Genomic DNA, 16,413 nt, shown 5'->3' on the forward strand with positions numbered 1-16,413 from the left:
GCCGGCTCGGGCATGCCGCTCCATTACCTGTCGCGCCTGAGCGGATCGGCGCGCGATACGCAAGCCAACCTGCAGCTGGGCTGCGTGCTGGCGCTGGTGGCGGGCGCCGTGAATGCGGGCGGCTTTCTCGCCATCGGCGGCTATACCTCGCACATGACGGGCATCGTCTCGGGCATGGCCGATGACCTGGCGCTGGGCAATATCACCGTGGCCCTGGCAGCGCTGGGCGCATGGCTGGCCTTTGTCAGCGGTGCGGCCGTCACGGCCATCATGGTGAACTGGGGCAAGCGGCGCCGGCTGCACAGCCAGTTTGCCGCCAGCCTGCTGCTGGAAGCAGCCTTGCTGTTGCTGTTCGGCTTGACGGGCAATTATCTGGCCGCCATGCCCGACGTGCTGGGCCCCGTCACCATCTTGCTGCTGTGCTTTGTGATGGGATTGCAAAACGCCATCATCACCAAGATTTCGGGCGCCGTCATCCGCACCACGCACGTGACGGGCCTGTCCACCGATATCGGCATCGAACTGGGCAAGATGGCGTATTACAACCGGCGCCACCTGCCGGACCGGATGGTGAAGGTCAACCGCGGCAAGCTGAGAACGCACAGCCTGCTGATCGCCTGCTTCTTCATCGGCGGCGTCAGCGGCGCCCTGGCCTTCAAGCACATCGGTTTTCCAGCCGCCACCATCCTGCTCGCCGGCGTGCTGACCCTGCTCTCCGGCGTGCCCGTGCTGCGTGACTTGCGCCTGCTATGGCGCTTTTACCGGCGCCGCCTGCACGCCTGGCATTAGCAGGAATATTTTTCTTTATAGCAATAAATTACTGATTTTAATGCTAATATTTTTCTGCGTCTGGCCGGTTCACCATGCCTGCCGTGACGGCCTTTTGATTTGACACTCTACCGTTGTCCAATTGTGAAAGCGAGAAAAATGATTTCCATTAAAAAAGCCCTGTTTATCTTTGCCATCGCCGTCGGCGCCGCAGCTTCGTTCTCCAGCACGGCCGCCGTGCGCGCGTGGATTCCGTCGGAAAACTGCGACTACATCCTCAACATGTGCTACCAGGGCGTCGAGGCGTCGTGCGAGCAGTGGCGCAACCAGTGCGAACCCAAGGAATAAGCTGGCAACAGACGAAAAAAACGCCCCGAAGGGCGTTTTTTGTATGCTAGCCAGGAATTACTTGGCCGACATCAGTGCGACGGTGGTGTCGAGCATGCGGTTCGAGAAACCCCACTCGTTGTCGTACCACGACGATACTTTCACTAGGCGGCCCGACACTTTGGTCAGGGTCGAATCGAAGTTCGACGAAGCCGGGTTGTGGTTGAAGTCGATCGAGACCAGCGGTTCGGTCTGGTACGTCAGGATGCCTTCCAGGGCGCCTTCCGAAGCGGCCTTCATCAGGGCGTTGACTTCTTCCACGGTGGTATCGCGCTTGGCGATGAAGGACAGGTCGACCAGCGACACGTTGATGGTCGGCACGCGGATGGCGAAGCCGTCCAGTTTGCCATTCAGCTCAGGCAAGACCAGGCCCACGGCGGCAGCGGCGCCCGTCTTGGTCGGGATCATGCTCATGGTGGCCGAACGGGCGCGGCGCAGGTCTTCATGCATCACGTCGGACAGCACCTGGTCGTTGGTGTAGGCGTGCACGGTGGTCATCAGGCCTGTTTCGATGCCGATGGCGTCGTTGAGCGGCTTGACCAGCGGTGCCAGGCAGTTGGTGGTGCACGATGCGTTGGAAATGACGGTATCCGTCGATTTCAGCACGGAGTGGTTGACGCCGAATACTACAGTCGCATCGACATCCTTGCCGCCTGGTGCGGAAATGATGACTTTCTTGGCGCCGCCCTTCAAGTGAGCCGAAGCTTTCTCTTTGGTGGTGAAGAAGCCCGTGCATTCCAGCACGACATCCACGCCCAGCTCGCCCCATGGGATTTCAGCAGGATTACGCTGTGCAAACACGCGGATCGGATCGCCATTGACGATCATGTTGTCGCCTTCGACGGTGACCGTGCCCGGGAACTTGCCGTGCGCGGTGTCGTAGCGGGTCAGGTGGGCGTTCGATTTGGCATCGCCCAGGTCGTTGATGGCAACGATCTGGATATCCTGTTTCTTGCCGCCTTCGTAGAAAGCGCGCAACACATTACGGCCGATGCGGCCGTAGCCATTGATTGCAACTTTGATCGTCATACTCTGCTCCTGATTAAAAAAAAGGTATCAGCACAGCCCCCGGCATTACCTTGCCGGGGTCTGCTCAAAATCAATATTAGCCAGCAATAACCGCTTTAACCTTGGCTACGACGTTCTCGACCGTGAAGCCGAAATGCTTGAACAGCACGCCGGCAGGCGCCGATTCGCCAAACGTGTCGATACCGACCACAGCGCCTTCCAGGCCCACGTATTTGTACCAGAAGCTGGTCACGCCCGCTTCGATGGCCACGCGCGGCACGCCCTTCGTCAGCACGCTGGCCTTGTAGGCGGCGTCCTGGCGGTCATACACGTCGGTCGACGGCATCGACACCACGCGCACGTTGATGCCTTCGGCTGCCAGCGCGCTGGCGGCGGCGACAGCCAGTTCCACTTCGGAACCGGTGGCGATCAGGATCGCCTTGGCATCGGCCACGTCGTTCAGCACATAGCCGCCGCGGTAGATGTTGTCGATCTGTTCGGCGCTACGCTCCTGGTACGGCAGGTTCTGGCGCGAGAAGATCAGGGTCGACGGGCCATCCTTGCGGCGCACGGCGGCGCCCCAGGCAGCGGCCGACTCGACGGTGTCGCATGGACGCCAGTTGTCCAGGTTCGGGATCAAACGCATCGACGAGACGTGCTCGACCGATTGGTGCGTCGGGCCGTCTTCGCCCAGGCCGATCGAATCGTGGGTGAACACGAAGATCGAACGCAGCTTCATCAGGGCAGCCATGCGCAGCGCATTGCGGCTGTAGTCGGAGAACGTCAGGAACGTGGCGCCGAACGGGATGTAGCCGCCGTGCAGGGTGATGCCGTTCATGATGGCGCTCATGCCGAATTCGCGCACGCCGTAGTTGATATGGTTGCCCGGCTGGCCCGAACGCACGGCCACGCACTCTTTCCAGTTGGTCAGGTTCGAACCGGTCAGGTCGGCCGAACCGCCGAGGAATTCCGGCAGGGACGAAGCCAGGGCCTGGATGGCGTTCTGGCTGGCCTTGCGGGTGGCGATGTTTTCTTTCTTTTCGACACAGGAAGCGATGGCGGCCGACAGCGCCGTTTCAAACGCGGCTGGCAACTCGCCCTGCATGCGGCGCGACAATTCTGCGGCTTGCTGCGGGAATTCACGGCTGTAGGCGGCAAAGCGCTCGTTCCAGTCCGCTTCCAGCAAGGCGCCTTGCTTCTTGGCATCCCAGGCCGCATACACGTCGGCCGGCATCTCAAATGGCGCGGCATCCCAGCCGATGTATTCGCGCACGGCAGCGATTTCCTTGTCGCCCAGCGCGGCGCCGTGGACCTTGTCGCCGCCTTGCAGGTTCGGCGAACCCTTGCCGATGATGGTCTTGCAGCAGATCAGGGTTGGCTTCGATGCGGTCTTGGCGGCGGCGATGGCGGCAGCCACGGCGGCAACATCGTGGCCATCGACGGCGCGGATGACGTTCCAGCCGTACGCTTCGAAGCGGGCCGGGGTGTCGTCCGTGAACCAGCCTTCGACTTTGCCGTCGATGGAAATGCCGTTGTCATCGTACAGGGCGATCAGTTTGTTCAAGCCCAGGGTGCCGGCCAGCGCGCACACTTCGTGCGAAATACCTTCCATCAGGCAACCGTCGCCAACGAAAGCATAAGTGTAGTGGTTGACGATGTCGTAGCCAGGCTTGTTGAATTCAGCAGCCAGCAATTGCTCCGACAGGGCCATGCCGACGGCGTTGGCGATGCCCTGGCCCAGCGGGCCGGTAGTCGTCTCGATGCCTGGCGTGATATCGACTTCCGGGTGGCCCGGAGTTTTCGAATGCATCTGGCGGAAAGCCTTGATGTCATCCATCGACAGGTCGTAACCGGTCAGGTGCAGCAGCGCGTAATGCAGCATCGAGCCGTGGCCGTTCGACAACAGGAAACGGTCGCGGTTCTGCCATTTTGGATTCGCGGGATTGTGGCGATAGTGACCACTCCACAGAGCAACTGCGATCTCGGCCATGCCCATCGGCATGCCTGGATGGCCGGAGTTGGCCTTTTGTACAGCGTCCATTGCCAGTGCGCGGATCGCATTGGCCATTTTGGTAGTCGGGAGCGTAGTTGTCATGATGGTGTGGGTCAGTCGCGAGTTTGGGATTCGTTTGCAACAGCACGGACAGGGAAGCCGGCTGCTTTCTGTGGTCAAGTATTTTACCAGACTGGGGGGCCGCAAATTAGAATTGCGGCGTACTGGCCAGCCAAATGGCTATACTTTGACGTCTTTCCACCCCACATATACCCCCGTTGAGGATTTGCATGCCGCGTTTTTTCTGCCCCCAGCCGCTCGTTGCCGGCACCACCATCGCCCTGCCGGAGGCTGTCGCCCACCATATCCAGGTCGTGCGCCTGGCGCCGGGCGATGTCATCACCCTGTTCAATGGCGAAGGCGGCGAAGTGCAAGCGAGCCTGGTAACGGTTGCCAAGCGCAGCGTGACGGCTGAAATCCAGACGCACATAGCCCGCGAAGCGGAGCTGCCGTACGCCGTGACCCTGGCGCAGGCGCTGCCGGAAGCATCCAAAATGGACTGGATCATCGAAAAAGCCATCGAACTGGGCGCGGCCGGCATCGTGCCGCTGTCGGCGCAGCGCTGCGTTGTGCGCTTGTCAAGCGAACGGGCCGAAAAAAAACTCGCGCATTGGCAAGGCATTATCGTTTCCGCTTCGGAACAATGCGGGCGCAACCGCCTGGCGCAACTGGCACCGCTGCAGGATTTCAATAGCTGGAGCAGCCAGCAAGATTTACATAAACGCATCATTTTGACGCCGCGCGCGGAGCAGTCCCTGGCCGACTGGGCCCGCCACCAGCCGCCGCAAGCCATCACCGTGATGGTAGGACCGGAAGGCGGGTTTTCGGAGGCGGAAGAAAAGGCGGCCCTCGCCGCCGGCGCCATCGGCCTGGCTATGGGCCCGCGCATCCTGCGCACGGAAACGGCGGGCCTGACGGCATTGGCCACGCTGGCGGCGTTGTGGGGCGGGATGTAGAACATAACAATCACGTCAGACAATAAAAAAACCGCCGGCTTGCACCGGCGGTTTTTTTATGATCGCCTTGCCCATTCGCATGGGCAAGGCCTATCCAAGTCGATTAGAACTTGTAGTTGTACTCTGCGGTCAGTTTCACAGCGCGTGGCGCGGTGTAGCTGATGACGCGGCCGTACGTTTGGCTGACGTTGAAGTTACCACGAGCAACGTTGTAGGTTTCGTCGATGGTTTGTGCCGTTTGTTTGTTAAACACGTTAAACACATCCACTTTCAAAGCCAGGCCGCTGATTTGCTCTGGACGGTAGGTCACGTTGGCATCGAAACGCACATCCCATGGCAGTTTGCCGAAGGTGCCGCGTGGTGCTTCCTTGCCATCGCAGTAGAAGTAGACCGAACCGTAGTTCGCTACGTCGGCTGGCAGGTCAGGACGGTTACCGAAGCAGCTGCGTGGACGACCCGAAGCGATCAGGGCATTGCCGCCGACGCTGATCTGATTCGTCAGCTCATAGAAGCCGAACGCTTTGATCTGATGGGTACGGTTGTTTGGCAGCAAGCCATCCGCGCCCATCATCAGCTCTTTGTTGTCCCAGCTCGAAGTTGCAGCCACGTCGGTTTGTGCATTGTCCGAACGGGTTTGACCTTCGGTGTTACCCGTGCTGCGCGACCACGTGTAGTTGATACGGCCATACCAGCCATTGCGCATCGGATGTTCCGCAAACAGATCGATTGCGGTGTACGTACGCTTGGCTTTTTCGAAACCGATATCGGCAGCCTTCAGATCGACGCGGGTGTAGTTCGATTGCGTACCAGCGAAATCGACCCAGAAGCTGTTGTCTTCGCCTGGATTGAACGAAGCGCAGTTAAAGCCGCCGTAGTTCGACGTATCGATGCCTTTGGCGGCAGCGAAAGCATAGATCTGACGGTCGTCGCAGAAGTCATCGATCGTTTGACGCAGTTTGCGATAGGTGACCTTGGCGCCGAAATTCAAGCTAGGCGAGTAGGCTTGCTCGAAACCGACCGTCAATTCATCCTGGTACGTCGGCTTGATATCGATCGCGCTCAGGGTCTTGACATCTTTCGCTTGGCCCAGTTCGTTGTTTGTCGAGAACTCAGGCGTCAAAGCCTTCAGACCCGTCGGACGACCGTACTGATCGGTACCGGTATAGGTGTAGTACTGGTTGGTGAACAGCGAGCGGCTTGCGCCACGCACGGCCAGGTGGGTCGGGATTTGCACGGCATAACGACCAGCGCTACCGTACACTTTCAACGATGCATCACCATGCACGTCCCAGGCAGCAGCCAGACGTGGCGACAGCTGGTTCTTGATTTCCAGGAAGGTTTCGCCGTCACCATTTTTGTTTTTAAACGATTCGCTGCGCAGACCAACGGTCACCAGCACGTCTTTCGTTGCCTGGTAACGGTCTTCGAGGTACTGAGCCGACTGGTCCGAGAACGCATTGGTCAGCGTGTTGTACAGCGTGCTGCCAACATAGTAACCCTGGGTACCCAGGCCGCCGCCGCTGGCCACCGGCACGCGATAGCCGCCGCCGAAGTTGGTCGCTGCCAGTGGATTGGCAACTTTGCCGTACGTCCACAGACCGCCACCAGCTTGCACATCACCCGCATTCACGGACGACAGCTTGTTGTTGTCCAGGCCGCCACGAATCGTGTGCTTGCCCAGTTTGTATTCCAAGTCGATACGCGACGACTTGATCTTGCTTTGCGCATCATCACCTGGGATCACGCCACTCAGCACTTGCGGGCTGGAATAGTTCAGGCCAGGTGCACGGGCATTCGAAGGCGCGGTGATCGAGAAGATATCCGCAGGAGCGCTGCCCACTGCATCAAAGCGGTTCTTGTTCTTGGTTTTGCTTTCGCCGTACACGGCGGTGACAGTCAGGTCATCGGTCAGATTACCCGTGTAGCGCAGAATTTGCGATTCGGCGCCGACGTTAGGCGAGAACGTTGCATCATTTGTATAGTGCTGCGATGCCGTTTGCGCGCCGCGCAGAGCGGTTACGTAGTCATACGCATACAGTTGACGGTCCGACTTGCCTTCATCGCCGAGGAAGGTGGCTTCCAGGCGATGATTGTCCGTGATGTTCCAGTCGAACTTGGCGATGTAGCGGTCGATCGTATCCTGGTTCGATGCAAAGCCGGTGGCTGCATTCGACGCCGAGGTACGGGTGCCGTTGATGCGCTCCCAGTCGGTTTTCTTGGTTTCTACCGCAGCGAACATGAACAGCTTGTCCTTGATGATCGGACCACCGACGTAAGCGCCGTAGGTCTTTTCAGTCTTGCTGTTTTCCGAGTTGCGGCGGAACAGGGTGCCATCGGTCGTTGCATTTTCCGGACGGCCCGTTACTGGGTAGTAGCTGTCGCGGTATTTCGCGCGCAGATTGTCCGGCTCGATGCTGACGCTGGCGCCAAATTCCCAGTTATTCGTACCGCTCTTGGTGGTGATATTGACCACGCCGCCAACCGAACGGCCGAACTCGGCGCCGAAGCCGCCGGTCAGGATCTGTGCCTGAGCGATCGCGCCGAAAGGCAGTTCCGATGCGCCCAGCTGTGTCAGCGGATTGGTAACAGGGAAACCATTGATGTAGTACGCGTTTTCAGACGCGCCGCCACCACCGAAGGATGCACCGGCCGCGTAGCGCGAGTCGGCACGGGTGGTGTTTGGTGCCAGCTGAATAATCGCCGCAACGTTTTGCGCGATAGGCAGACGGGCCAATTCTTTGGCGGTAAAGGTCGCGCCATTGTTGGAGCTGGAGACGTCGATACGGTTGCGGCGGCCAGTAACCTGAACCGCTTGCACGCCGGGAGCTGCCGTTGCTGTGACAAACGAGGCATCCACGCCCTGGCCCACCAGGACATCGACTTCGACCGTTTTGCTGACTTGGCCATCACGTACCAGTTCCACTTTGTAGTGGCCTGGTGGCAAGGCGGTGGCGAAATAGCGGCCCGATGCGTCAGGCACCACGATACGCTTGGCGCCCGTGTCCGTATTCAACAGAACAACCGTGCTGCCAGCAGCGGCTTCGACGTTACCGTAGATATTACCGGCAGCGTTCGATTGAGCCATGGCTGCAGGAACCACGGCAGCGGTCAGGGTTGCCGCACCAAACGCGATGGACAACGCGCGTACTAAAACAGTTTTTCTAAACATGTGTTTTCCTAATTATTATATTAAGTGTTATGGGGTACCTCTGATAGAGAGACCCGGCAAAGTTAAGCACTAAATCATGTTCAATACGTTTTTTATTTCCGGTTTTAGTTTTCAATTAATTTCACTCTCAACCCACACTGATAGCGCAGATCCCCAAACGAATAGTTTTAGAAAAAATTATTCGCTTAAGCAATACATAAAACCATATTGCCTGCATTAGTGTCAATACAATAGCTTGTGACTTGTGCGTAAAAGCAACAACTCGCAGAGGGGCAGTTTCGACAGGAACAGGTGTCTGAAATGGAGCATGCGCGCACCACTTTGGTGCAATGCAAAATAAAGAATATGTATATACGAAAAACCAACTTCAGCTCGCGCTCAATCATGGGGTTTGAGACGTTTTTGCCTTGCGCAAATGCACCGAAGTGGCAGCGCAACATAGGTGCAGGCAGGTTGCAGATGGGCGCGATAGCGCCGGGGGAAAGGAAAGGGGAAGAACAGAAGCGGAGACCTTGACGTTGCAATAATACAACATTCCCTTGGATCTCCACTTCCGCGTTTCATTGCAGGAGCGTACGGATTCTTATTTCTTATTTCTTATATGAAGTCGTGAACATGGAATGTTCCATATTTCTTCTGGTAGTTTCCAATACTCGTATTTCATTATCCGATGTTATTTTATCCTGGACCAGTTTCTTGTCATATTCGGCCGCATATAATTCAGTCGATTTTTTCCAGGCACTGCTTTCATTGGAAATGTTTTGTTCTATCGCTGCCGCTTCCGCCAAGATATTGCCGTAGACTTTATTAATCAACGCAGCGGAACGGTTAAATTCTTCATTATTCATCAGCTTGAGAATTTCCGGCTTGATGGTTTTATCCGCAGGAGCGACGCTGCGCAAATTGACGATAAAGCGCCCATAACACTCGGTCCAGGTATTGATCTTGGCATTCACTTTACGAATGTCTTCATTGCTCGTCGATTTCGCGGGAATTTGAGGGCGCTCGCAACCGTAGCGGGAGTACGCAGCGCTACCGCCGTCAAAGCTCGTCGTGTAGTAGGCGATATCGGCGTGATGGGTTTTGCGCTCTTGCACCAGCGCGAGCGAAGCGGCAGCTTCCGGATGCCCTTTGGCGGCAGCCTGCTTCAGCCAGTAAGCGGCCTTTTCCGTATCTTCAGCCGTCCCTTCGCCAAAGCCGTACATTTCACCGAGCTGAAGTTGGGCATTCACATTCCCCGCCTCGGCTAATTTATTAAATATCTGAAAGGATTTGTAAAAATCCTTGTTTTCCCATAATTTCTGAGCATCGCTCAATTCATCTGCATGCACAGCCCCGAACCCTGCCAGCAGCAACATGACCAAAGTTAATTTTTTCATCTTCACGCCCGTTAAGAAAATTAGAGATTCAAACCCTGGCTGATCACTTGAAGACACCTACCGCCAGATCAGTACGGGCCCGCACATCAGCAGTTAATCCTAAGTCACAATTTATTATTTTGCAATTTTAAATTGATTGAAAATCACACAAAAATACAGACTCAGGCATGCCTACAGAGTGCCACACGGCAATAAAGAGAGGCTGAAAAATTTACGCACGAGCGAATTTTGTTGCAAATAAATTACATCCCTTCCACGCCACATTGTCATTTCCACCAAAAAATCGTTGACAATCCATACTTTGCCATCGCAGCTCACTGCCGATAGTCCGGGGAGTGCGGGTAAAATAGCGCCTTGCCGTACAACACGCATTCACCATGGGGCCTAGACAGCCCCCAACCTTGGACTCATCATTATGTTGCGACTCAACGAAGTAAAACTCCCCCTTGAACACGACGAAGCGGCCCTGCCCGCCGCCATCCTGGCGCGCCTGGGCATAGCCGCCGCCGATTTGCTCGGCTTTACCGTCTTCAAACGCAGCTATGACGCGCGCAAGCGCAGCGCCGTGGTGCTGATTTACTCGCTGCACGTTGAAGTCAGGAACGAGGCCGCCGTACTGGCGCGCCTGCAGCACGATGTGCACCTGATGCCCGCGCCCGACACCGACTATAAATTCGTCGCCGGCGGCGAACAGCTGGCCGGCCACACCAATGAACCGCGCCCCATCGTCATCGGCACGGGCCCCTGCGGCTTGTTCGTGGCGCTGATCCTGGCGCAGATGGGCTTGCGCCCCCTCATCCTGGAGCGGGGCAAGCAGGTGCGCGAACGCACGGTCGACACCTTCGGCTTCTGGCGCAAGCGCGAACTGAACCCGGAATCGAACGTGCAGTTCGGCGAAGGCGGCGCCGGCACCTTCTCGGACGGCAAGCTGTACAGCCAGATCAAGGACCCCAAGCACTACGGCCGCAAGGTCTTGACGGAATTCGTGAAGGCGGGCGCGCCTGAAGAAATCATGTACGTGAGCAAACCGCACATCGGCACCTTCCGCCTGGTCAAGATGGTGGAAGAAATGCGCGCCAATATCGAACGGCTGGGCGGCGAATACCGCTTCAGCAGCAAAGTGGTCGATCTCGACATCGTGCCGGGTGCCGATGGCGGCCAGGTGCGTGGCGTGGTGCTGGACAATGGCGAAACCATCGCCAGCAACCACGTCGTGCTGGCCATCGGCCACAGCGCGCGCGACACCTTCGAGATGCTGCACCGCCGCGGCGTGTACATCGAAGCGAAACCGTTTTCGATCGGCTTCCGCGTGGAACACCCGCAATCCCTGATCGACAGTTGCCGCTTCGGCCCCAGCGCGGGCCACCCGATCCTGGGCGCGGCCGACTACAAGCTGGTGCACCACGCCAGCAATGGCCGCTCCGTCTATAGCTTCTGCATGTGCCCGGGCGGCACGGTGGTGGCGGCCGCGTCGGAACCGGGTCGCCTGGTGACGAACGGCATGAGCCAGTATTCGCGCAACGAGCGCAACGCCAACAGCGCCATCGTGGTCGGCATCACGCCGGCCGATTACCCGGGTGACCCGCTGGCCGGCATCGCCCTGCAACGCGAACTGGAAGAGCGTGCGTTTGCCCTGGGAGGCGGCAACTACGATGCGCCAGGGCAATTGGTCGGCGACTTCGTCGCAGGCCGCGCCTCGACCGAATTTGGCAGCGTGGTGCCGTCGTACAAGCCGGCCGTACACTTGACGGACCTGGCCCCATCGCTGCCCGAATACGCGATCACGGCCCTGCGCGAAGCGTTTCCTGCGTTCAACAAACAAATCAAGGGCTATTACAAGGCCGACGCCGTGCTGACGGGCGTGGAAACGCGCACCTCTTCGCCGATCCGCATCAAGCGCCGCGACGACGACCTGCAAAGCCTGAATACACGGGGACTGTTCCCTGCGGGTGAAGGCGCCGGCTATGCGGGCGGCATCCTGTCGGCGGCCGTCGACGGCATCAAGGTGGCTGAAGCGGTGGCCCTGTCGATGGCGGCGCGCGGCTAAGCACGCTGTCCCCGCCCTGCAGCAGGACGAAAAAAAAACCGGCACCATGTGCCGGTTTTTTTACGCCTGCGCGCTGCTTAAAACTTGTACGAGGCATTCAGGTAGCCAGTGCGGCCGCGCGGATCGTAGTAGCGGTCGTCATAGCCGAATTGCTGGCCGCGGTTCGCGCCGGACGTCGATGGCACGAATGGCGGGCTCTTGTCGGTCAGGTTCAGCACGCCTGCGGTGAGGACCCAGCTCTTGCTGGGCGTCCATACCGTTTGCCAGTCGAGCGTCGAATAGAAGCCCACTTTCATGCGGATCTTTTCCTGGCCCGTCACTGCGCCCGAAGCGTCAAGCACGTCGACCGACGTTTCCTGGTCCTTGTAGCCGGACAGGAAGTTGACCGTCAGCGAATTGGCCCAGTTGCCCGTTTTCAGGGTATTCGTCCACTGGCCGCGCGTGCGGAAAGTCACCGTGCCCAGATCGGCGAAGTTGCCCAATGCCGAATAATATTGGCCATCGCGTTCCAGCTGCACATCCTCGCGCAGCATCTGCGTCGCGTTCAGCTGCGACGTGAACAGGCCGATGCCGGAGCGGTAACGGGCGCTGACGTCGATATCGACACCGGTGGCAAACGATTTACCGAGGTTCTGGTTATCCGCCAGGAAGGCCAGGTAGGTCGTCCCTGTGCCCACGTCCTTGTTGACGCCCCAGGATTTCGGGAAGTTGGCCGGATTGGCGAATACCAGCTGTTCCGTCAGCTGGCCGAAGGAATCGCGGATCTGCACATGCCACAGGTCGGCGCCCAGGGTGATGGCGCTGATCGGCTCGTAACGGAAACCGATGGTCGCCTGTTTCGATTTCTCGGGCTGCAAGTCGCGGTTGCCACCGGCCAGCTGATCGTACTGGCGATTGCCTGGCTGGCATTGTGCATTCAGACGCGTGGCGATGGCTTGCAAGGCTGGCGAGCACGTGTACTTGTCGCTGGTGACACCATAGCCGCGCTGCAAGGCATTCACTTGCGGCACGGTCGGCGCATGGAAGCCATTACCGACCGAACCGCGGATCAGCAAGGTGGGCGCCGGTGTCCACTTGAAGCTGGCCTTGGCCGTGGTGGCGCCGCCGAAGTCCGAGAAGTCATCGAAACGCAAGGCCGCGCCCAGTTCCAGTTCTTTCAGCACAGGTGCGATAACTTCGCCAAAGATGCCCTTCGAGGTGCGGCTGGCGCTGTATGGCTGGCTGCTGGCCGCGTCGCCGAAACGCTGGTCGCATTCCAGGCCCGTCGTACCGCCGCACAAAGTGCCTTTTACGGGATCGGCCAGGATGCCTTGCGCAAACGGACTCGGCTTGGCCGAGAATTCCTCGCGGTTGATGTTGGCGCCCACGCCCAACATCATGGCGCCGCCAGCCAGACGCCGCACTTCCGTCGACCCATTCAAATTGATGGTTTGCAGGCGCGAGGTGCCGCCATCCCAATAACCGGAGAAGGTGGCGCTTTTGATGGCTTCCTGCGCCGCAGTGGACTGCTTGCCTGGGCCGACGAAGGGGTCGAGCAAGCCGCTCGACGTGAGATTATTGACGGCGATGGCGCCAGGATAGCCGGAAATACTGCCTTTTACGCGGCTTTCCGAGAAGTTGTACGAGGCGTTGTAGTCCCAGCCGGCAGCGACGCCGCGCGTACCGACCACCACGCTGGCGAAGTCAGCCGTATCCTTCGAGGTACGCTGGCCCATGTCGAACAGCCGGTAAAAAGCCGTGCTGTCGCCAGTAATACCGATTGGCAATAAATACTTGTCATGCAGGGGCGTGCCTGCATCCACGGCAATGGCGCCAGGGACGGGCGCGATACGCGAGGTTTGCTTGGTGCGCGACAGCAGCACGTCCGCAAACACTTCGTGGCCGGCAATCTTGAACGTGCCCGAGGCCATGAAGTTGTCACGCTTGCGTTCCGGATAGATTTCCAGATCCTTGGTGAAATCGTAGCCACAGTAGTCATCAACCAGGCCGCTGCCATCGTTATACGGTTCGATCACGCGGAACGTCTTCTCGGGACAGGATCCGTTGCTCTTCTGGAAAGGACTGATCAACTGGCCATTGTCATCGGTGGCATTGGCCGGAATCGGGCTGGCGGAGAATTGCTGCTTCTGATAGCGCTTGCCGTTGGCCGAGAATTGCACCTTGCCCGTGCTGGCGAACTTGCGGTCGACGGAAGCGAGCTTGTCGCGCTCGTCGTGGCCAAAGGTCAGCACCACGTTGTAGCCATCGTCTTCCAGATTGCCAAAGCCCTTGGTGGCGCTGATGCGTTTCTCGCGCGCACCGTTTTTTGGTGCGGAATAGCCGATGGACACATCGCCTTCAGTCGTGTCGTGCTTGGTAATGAAGTTGACCACGCCGGCAATGGCGTCGGCGCCGTACAGCGCGGAGGCGCCGTCAGTCAGCAGTTCGACGCGCTGAATGGCTGAAATGGGAATCGAATTCAAATCGAAACCGGCGGCAAAACCGGTCAGCGTCTGGCCGCCGAACTGGGCCAGGCGTTTACCATTCAGCAAGACGAGCGTACGCGTCTCACCCACGTTATGCACGGAAATGCCGGAGAAACCAAAGGTGCTGCCGCCAACCGAGGAACTTTCGCTGGTGGCGCCCTGGGCGGAAGAGAGTTTCTTGACCAGATCGGTGACCGAAGTGGCGCCCGAGGTGCGGATGGCTTCGGCGGTCAGGACGGTGACTGGCAAGGCGCCTTCGGCGGCGATGCGCTTGATCGACGAGCCCGTGACTTCCACGCGCTGGATCTGCGTATCGGCAGCCTGTGCATCTTGTGCAATCGCGGACTGCGAAACAACGGACATGGCGGCAGCTACACCACCGGCGCAGACGATGCGAACGGCACGAGAGATGACGGTTTCTTTAAGCATGGTGAACCCTTTTTCATTTGTACGGTTATATATGACTCCGGATTTGCGACCCGGATTGCACTCGTTCATCTAAAGGAAACGCCTCGCATGGCACTGCGATCGAGTGCCGCGAATTTCGCTGGGACAGTTGTACAGAGCGACTCCAGGCGACTAAAAGTCAACTAGACAACTACATAGAATCACAGCAACAATATGAGTGTCAACAGAACTCAGCATGCGTATGGCGTACATACAACATGTGAAAAGCAGGGATGAAAAGGGACAGGGCGGCCTTTCCCGGGAGCCCGGGAAGCCGCGCGGCGTCAGCCAGCCAGCGGCAGCCTGATCTGTATATGACAGCCGGGAGTGCTGTCGATGGCGCACACCTGGCCGCCCAGCTGCTGCACGATCGTGTAGACGATGTGCATGCCCAGGCCGGAGCCGCCCTGGCCCCGCTTGGTGGTGAAAAACGGTTCGAACATATGCTCGCGCACGGCCGGCGCCAGGCCGATGCCGTCGTCGGAAAAATCCAGCAGCAGCCAGCGCGCAGCCGCATCAGTGTCATCCGCCTCGATGCGCGCGCGTATCGTGATGCGCCCCGGCCCACCCTGCGGATAGCCATGGCGGGCGCTGTTCATCAGCAGGTTCGAAAGGATTTGCGACAGCTTGCCGGCCGCCAGGCGCACCTGGCAATCGGGGGCGATATCGAGTTCCACGCCGAGCGCAGCCTTGCGCAGTTCCGGACTGTGCGCCGATACCAGGCCGTGCACATAGTCGTGCAGGGCCAGGTCGGCCACGTATTCGCTGACCTGGTCCACCGCCAGCTGCTTGAAATTGCCGATCAGGTCGGCAGCGCGCGCCAGGTTGCGCTCGACCAGGGCGGCCGCGCCTTTCAAGGATTCGGCAATGTCGATCAGTTCGGCGCGGCTGACCTTGGCGCCGCCCAGCAGCTGCACCAGCTGGTCGGCATAGCTGCCCATGCTCGACGCCGCCGTCAGCGCCACGCCGATGGGCGTGTTGACTTCATGCGAGACACCGGCCACCAGCGAACCGAGCGCCGCCATCTGTTCCTGCTCGATCAGGTTCGCTTGCGCCGCCAGCAGCGACTCGGTGCGCACGCGCACGATTTCTTCCAGCTGCTGGGTGCGCTCCTGGTGCTGCAGCTCGGCCGCGCCGCGCGCCGAGAAGATCGACAGCAGCAGCAGCGCCAGCAAGCGCTTGTTTTCATCGATGGGCCGCGTGTCGATGGCCGACAGGATGCCCAGGGTCTTGCCATCGGTATCGATCAGCGGCATGCCGACATAGCTTTCCGCCCGCATGTCGACGAGGAGACTATCGAATGGAAAGCGACGCTGGATGTCGCTGCCATGAAAACACATGCTCTGGCAAGTCACGTCCTGGCAAGGCGTGTGCTGCAGGCTGTATTCGATATTCGGCTGGTAGCCATCGCCGCCCCACAGGGCGAGGGTGCGGATGCCTTCGCTGCCGTCGTCCAGGCGCACCAGCCGCCCGGCGATCACATAGTGCACGTCGAGCGCTTCGGCCAGGTCCTTGACGAGGATGCGCAGGAAGTCGTCGCCACGGGCATGCGCCGTCGAGGCGGTAATCGAGCGCAGCGCAGCTTCCGCCAGGGTGCGCCGCTGCTCGGCATCGAACAGGGGTTCTTGCGAATTCACATCAAACAACGGAATACTCATGAATGCTCCTGCGCAGCACCGGAAGCGCAGGCACACTTGCCGGCGCGGCGACTCTCAGCCATGGCCCGCCCCAGCG

The 16,413-nt window shown here is 59.1% G+C and carries 10 protein-coding genes; 4 read left to right on the forward strand and 6 right to left on the reverse strand.

The window, feature by feature from the left end:
* Positions 1 to 12: 12 nt before the first annotated feature.
* A complete protein-coding gene (locus CSQ91_RS21335) occupies positions 13 to 789 on the forward strand; it encodes a YoaK family protein (protein WP_099389537.1) in 777 nt (258 codons plus the stop codon).
* Positions 790 to 927: 138 nt separating this feature from the next.
* Complete coding sequence (locus CSQ91_RS21340; RefSeq protein ID WP_070260030.1) at positions 928 to 1,116, forward strand: hypothetical protein; 189 nt, start codon at positions 928 to 930, stop codon at positions 1,114 to 1,116.
* Between the two features lie 57 nt (positions 1,117 to 1,173).
* On the opposite strand, the gene gap is transcribed toward CSQ91_RS21340, so the two are convergent.
* Together gap and tkt are read right to left on the reverse strand one after the other, a co-directional pair.
* Positions 1,174 to 2,184 carry a type I glyceraldehyde-3-phosphate dehydrogenase gene (gene gap, locus CSQ91_RS21345; RefSeq protein ID WP_010395244.1) on the reverse strand — a complete coding sequence of 337 codons (1,011 nt, stop codon included), beginning with the start codon at positions 2,182 to 2,184 and terminating at the stop codon, positions 1,174 to 1,176.
* 76 nt (positions 2,185 to 2,260) lie between these two features.
* Positions 2,261 to 4,258: a transketolase gene (tkt, locus tag CSQ91_RS21350; RefSeq protein WP_070280969.1), complete on the reverse strand. Its 1,998-nt coding sequence runs from the start codon at positions 4,256 to 4,258 to the stop codon at positions 2,261 to 2,263.
* Between the two features lie 188 nt (positions 4,259 to 4,446).
* Between tkt and CSQ91_RS21355 the strand changes: the two genes are divergently transcribed.
* Complete coding sequence (locus CSQ91_RS21355) at positions 4,447 to 5,172, forward strand: 16S rRNA (uracil(1498)-N(3))-methyltransferase (RefSeq protein ID WP_070280967.1); 726 nt, start codon at positions 4,447 to 4,449, stop codon at positions 5,170 to 5,172.
* A gap of 103 nt (positions 5,173 to 5,275) precedes the next feature.
* Here the strand turns inward: CSQ91_RS21355 and CSQ91_RS21360 are convergent, their stop codons facing one another.
* Positions 5,276 to 8,341, reverse strand: coding sequence for a TonB-dependent receptor (locus CSQ91_RS21360; protein WP_070280965.1), 3,066 nt, complete (start codon positions 8,339 to 8,341; stop codon positions 5,276 to 5,278).
* Between the two features lie 590 nt (positions 8,342 to 8,931).
* The gene (locus tag CSQ91_RS21365) at positions 8,932 to 9,720 is read right to left on the reverse strand and encodes a tetratricopeptide repeat protein (RefSeq protein WP_143451077.1); all 789 of its coding nucleotides are present in this window, start codon (positions 9,718 to 9,720) and stop codon (positions 8,932 to 8,934) included.
* A gap of 415 nt (positions 9,721 to 10,135) precedes the next feature.
* Between CSQ91_RS21365 and CSQ91_RS21370 the strand changes: the two genes are divergently transcribed.
* On the forward strand, positions 10,136 to 11,767 hold the full coding sequence (locus CSQ91_RS21370) for an NAD(P)/FAD-dependent oxidoreductase (protein WP_099389539.1): 1,632 nt from the start codon (positions 10,136 to 10,138) through the stop codon (positions 11,765 to 11,767).
* Positions 11,768 to 11,844: 77 nt separating this feature from the next.
* Here the strand turns inward: CSQ91_RS21370 and CSQ91_RS21375 are convergent, their stop codons facing one another.
* Together CSQ91_RS21375 and CSQ91_RS21380 are read right to left on the reverse strand one after the other, a co-directional pair.
* Positions 11,845 to 14,661, reverse strand: coding sequence for a TonB-dependent receptor plug domain-containing protein (locus tag CSQ91_RS21375; protein WP_254672132.1), 2,817 nt, complete (start codon positions 14,659 to 14,661; stop codon positions 11,845 to 11,847).
* Between the two features lie 302 nt (positions 14,662 to 14,963).
* Positions 14,964 to 16,337: a GAF domain-containing sensor histidine kinase gene (locus tag CSQ91_RS21380; RefSeq protein ID WP_092611818.1), complete on the reverse strand. Its 1,374-nt coding sequence runs from the start codon at positions 16,335 to 16,337 to the stop codon at positions 14,964 to 14,966.
* Positions 16,338 to 16,413: the final 76 nt, after the last annotated feature.

The sequence above is a fragment of the Janthinobacterium sp. BJB301 genome, assembly GCF_002735685.1.
GTDB lineage: Bacteria > Pseudomonadota > Gammaproteobacteria > Burkholderiales > Burkholderiaceae_D > Janthinobacterium > Janthinobacterium lividum.

What these genes read in the sequence shown, in the direction of transcription:
- CSQ91_RS21335 (WP_099389537.1), top strand. Translation starts at nt 13, where the DNA reads ATGCCGCTCCATTACCTGTCGCGCCTGAGCGGATCGGCGCGCGATACG.
- CSQ91_RS21340 (WP_070260030.1), top strand. Translation starts at nt 928, where the DNA reads ATGATTTCCATTAAAAAAGCCCTGTTTATCTTTGCCATCGCCGTCGGC.
- gap (WP_010395244.1), bottom strand. Translation starts at nt 2,184, where the DNA reads ATGACGATCAAAGTTGCAATCAATGGCTACGGCCGCATCGGCCGTAAT.
- tkt (WP_070280969.1), bottom strand. Translation starts at nt 4,258, where the DNA reads ATGACAACTACGCTCCCGACTACCAAAATGGCCAATGCGATCCGCGCA.
- CSQ91_RS21355 (WP_070280967.1), top strand. Translation starts at nt 4,447, where the DNA reads ATGCCGCGTTTTTTCTGCCCCCAGCCGCTCGTTGCCGGCACCACCATC.
- CSQ91_RS21360 (WP_070280965.1), bottom strand. Translation starts at nt 8,341, where the DNA reads ATGTTTAGAAAAACTGTTTTAGTACGCGCGTTGTCCATCGCGTTTGGT.
- CSQ91_RS21365 (WP_143451077.1), bottom strand. Translation starts at nt 9,720, where the DNA reads ATGAAAAAATTAACTTTGGTCATGTTGCTGCTGGCAGGGTTCGGGGCT.
- CSQ91_RS21370 (WP_099389539.1), top strand. Translation starts at nt 10,136, where the DNA reads ATGTTGCGACTCAACGAAGTAAAACTCCCCCTTGAACACGACGAAGCG.
- CSQ91_RS21375 (WP_254672132.1), bottom strand. Translation starts at nt 14,661, where the DNA reads ATGCTTAAAGAAACCGTCATCTCTCGTGCCGTTCGCATCGTCTGCGCC.
- CSQ91_RS21380 (WP_092611818.1), bottom strand. Translation starts at nt 16,337, where the DNA reads ATGAGTATTCCGTTGTTTGATGTGAATTCGCAAGAACCCCTGTTCGAT.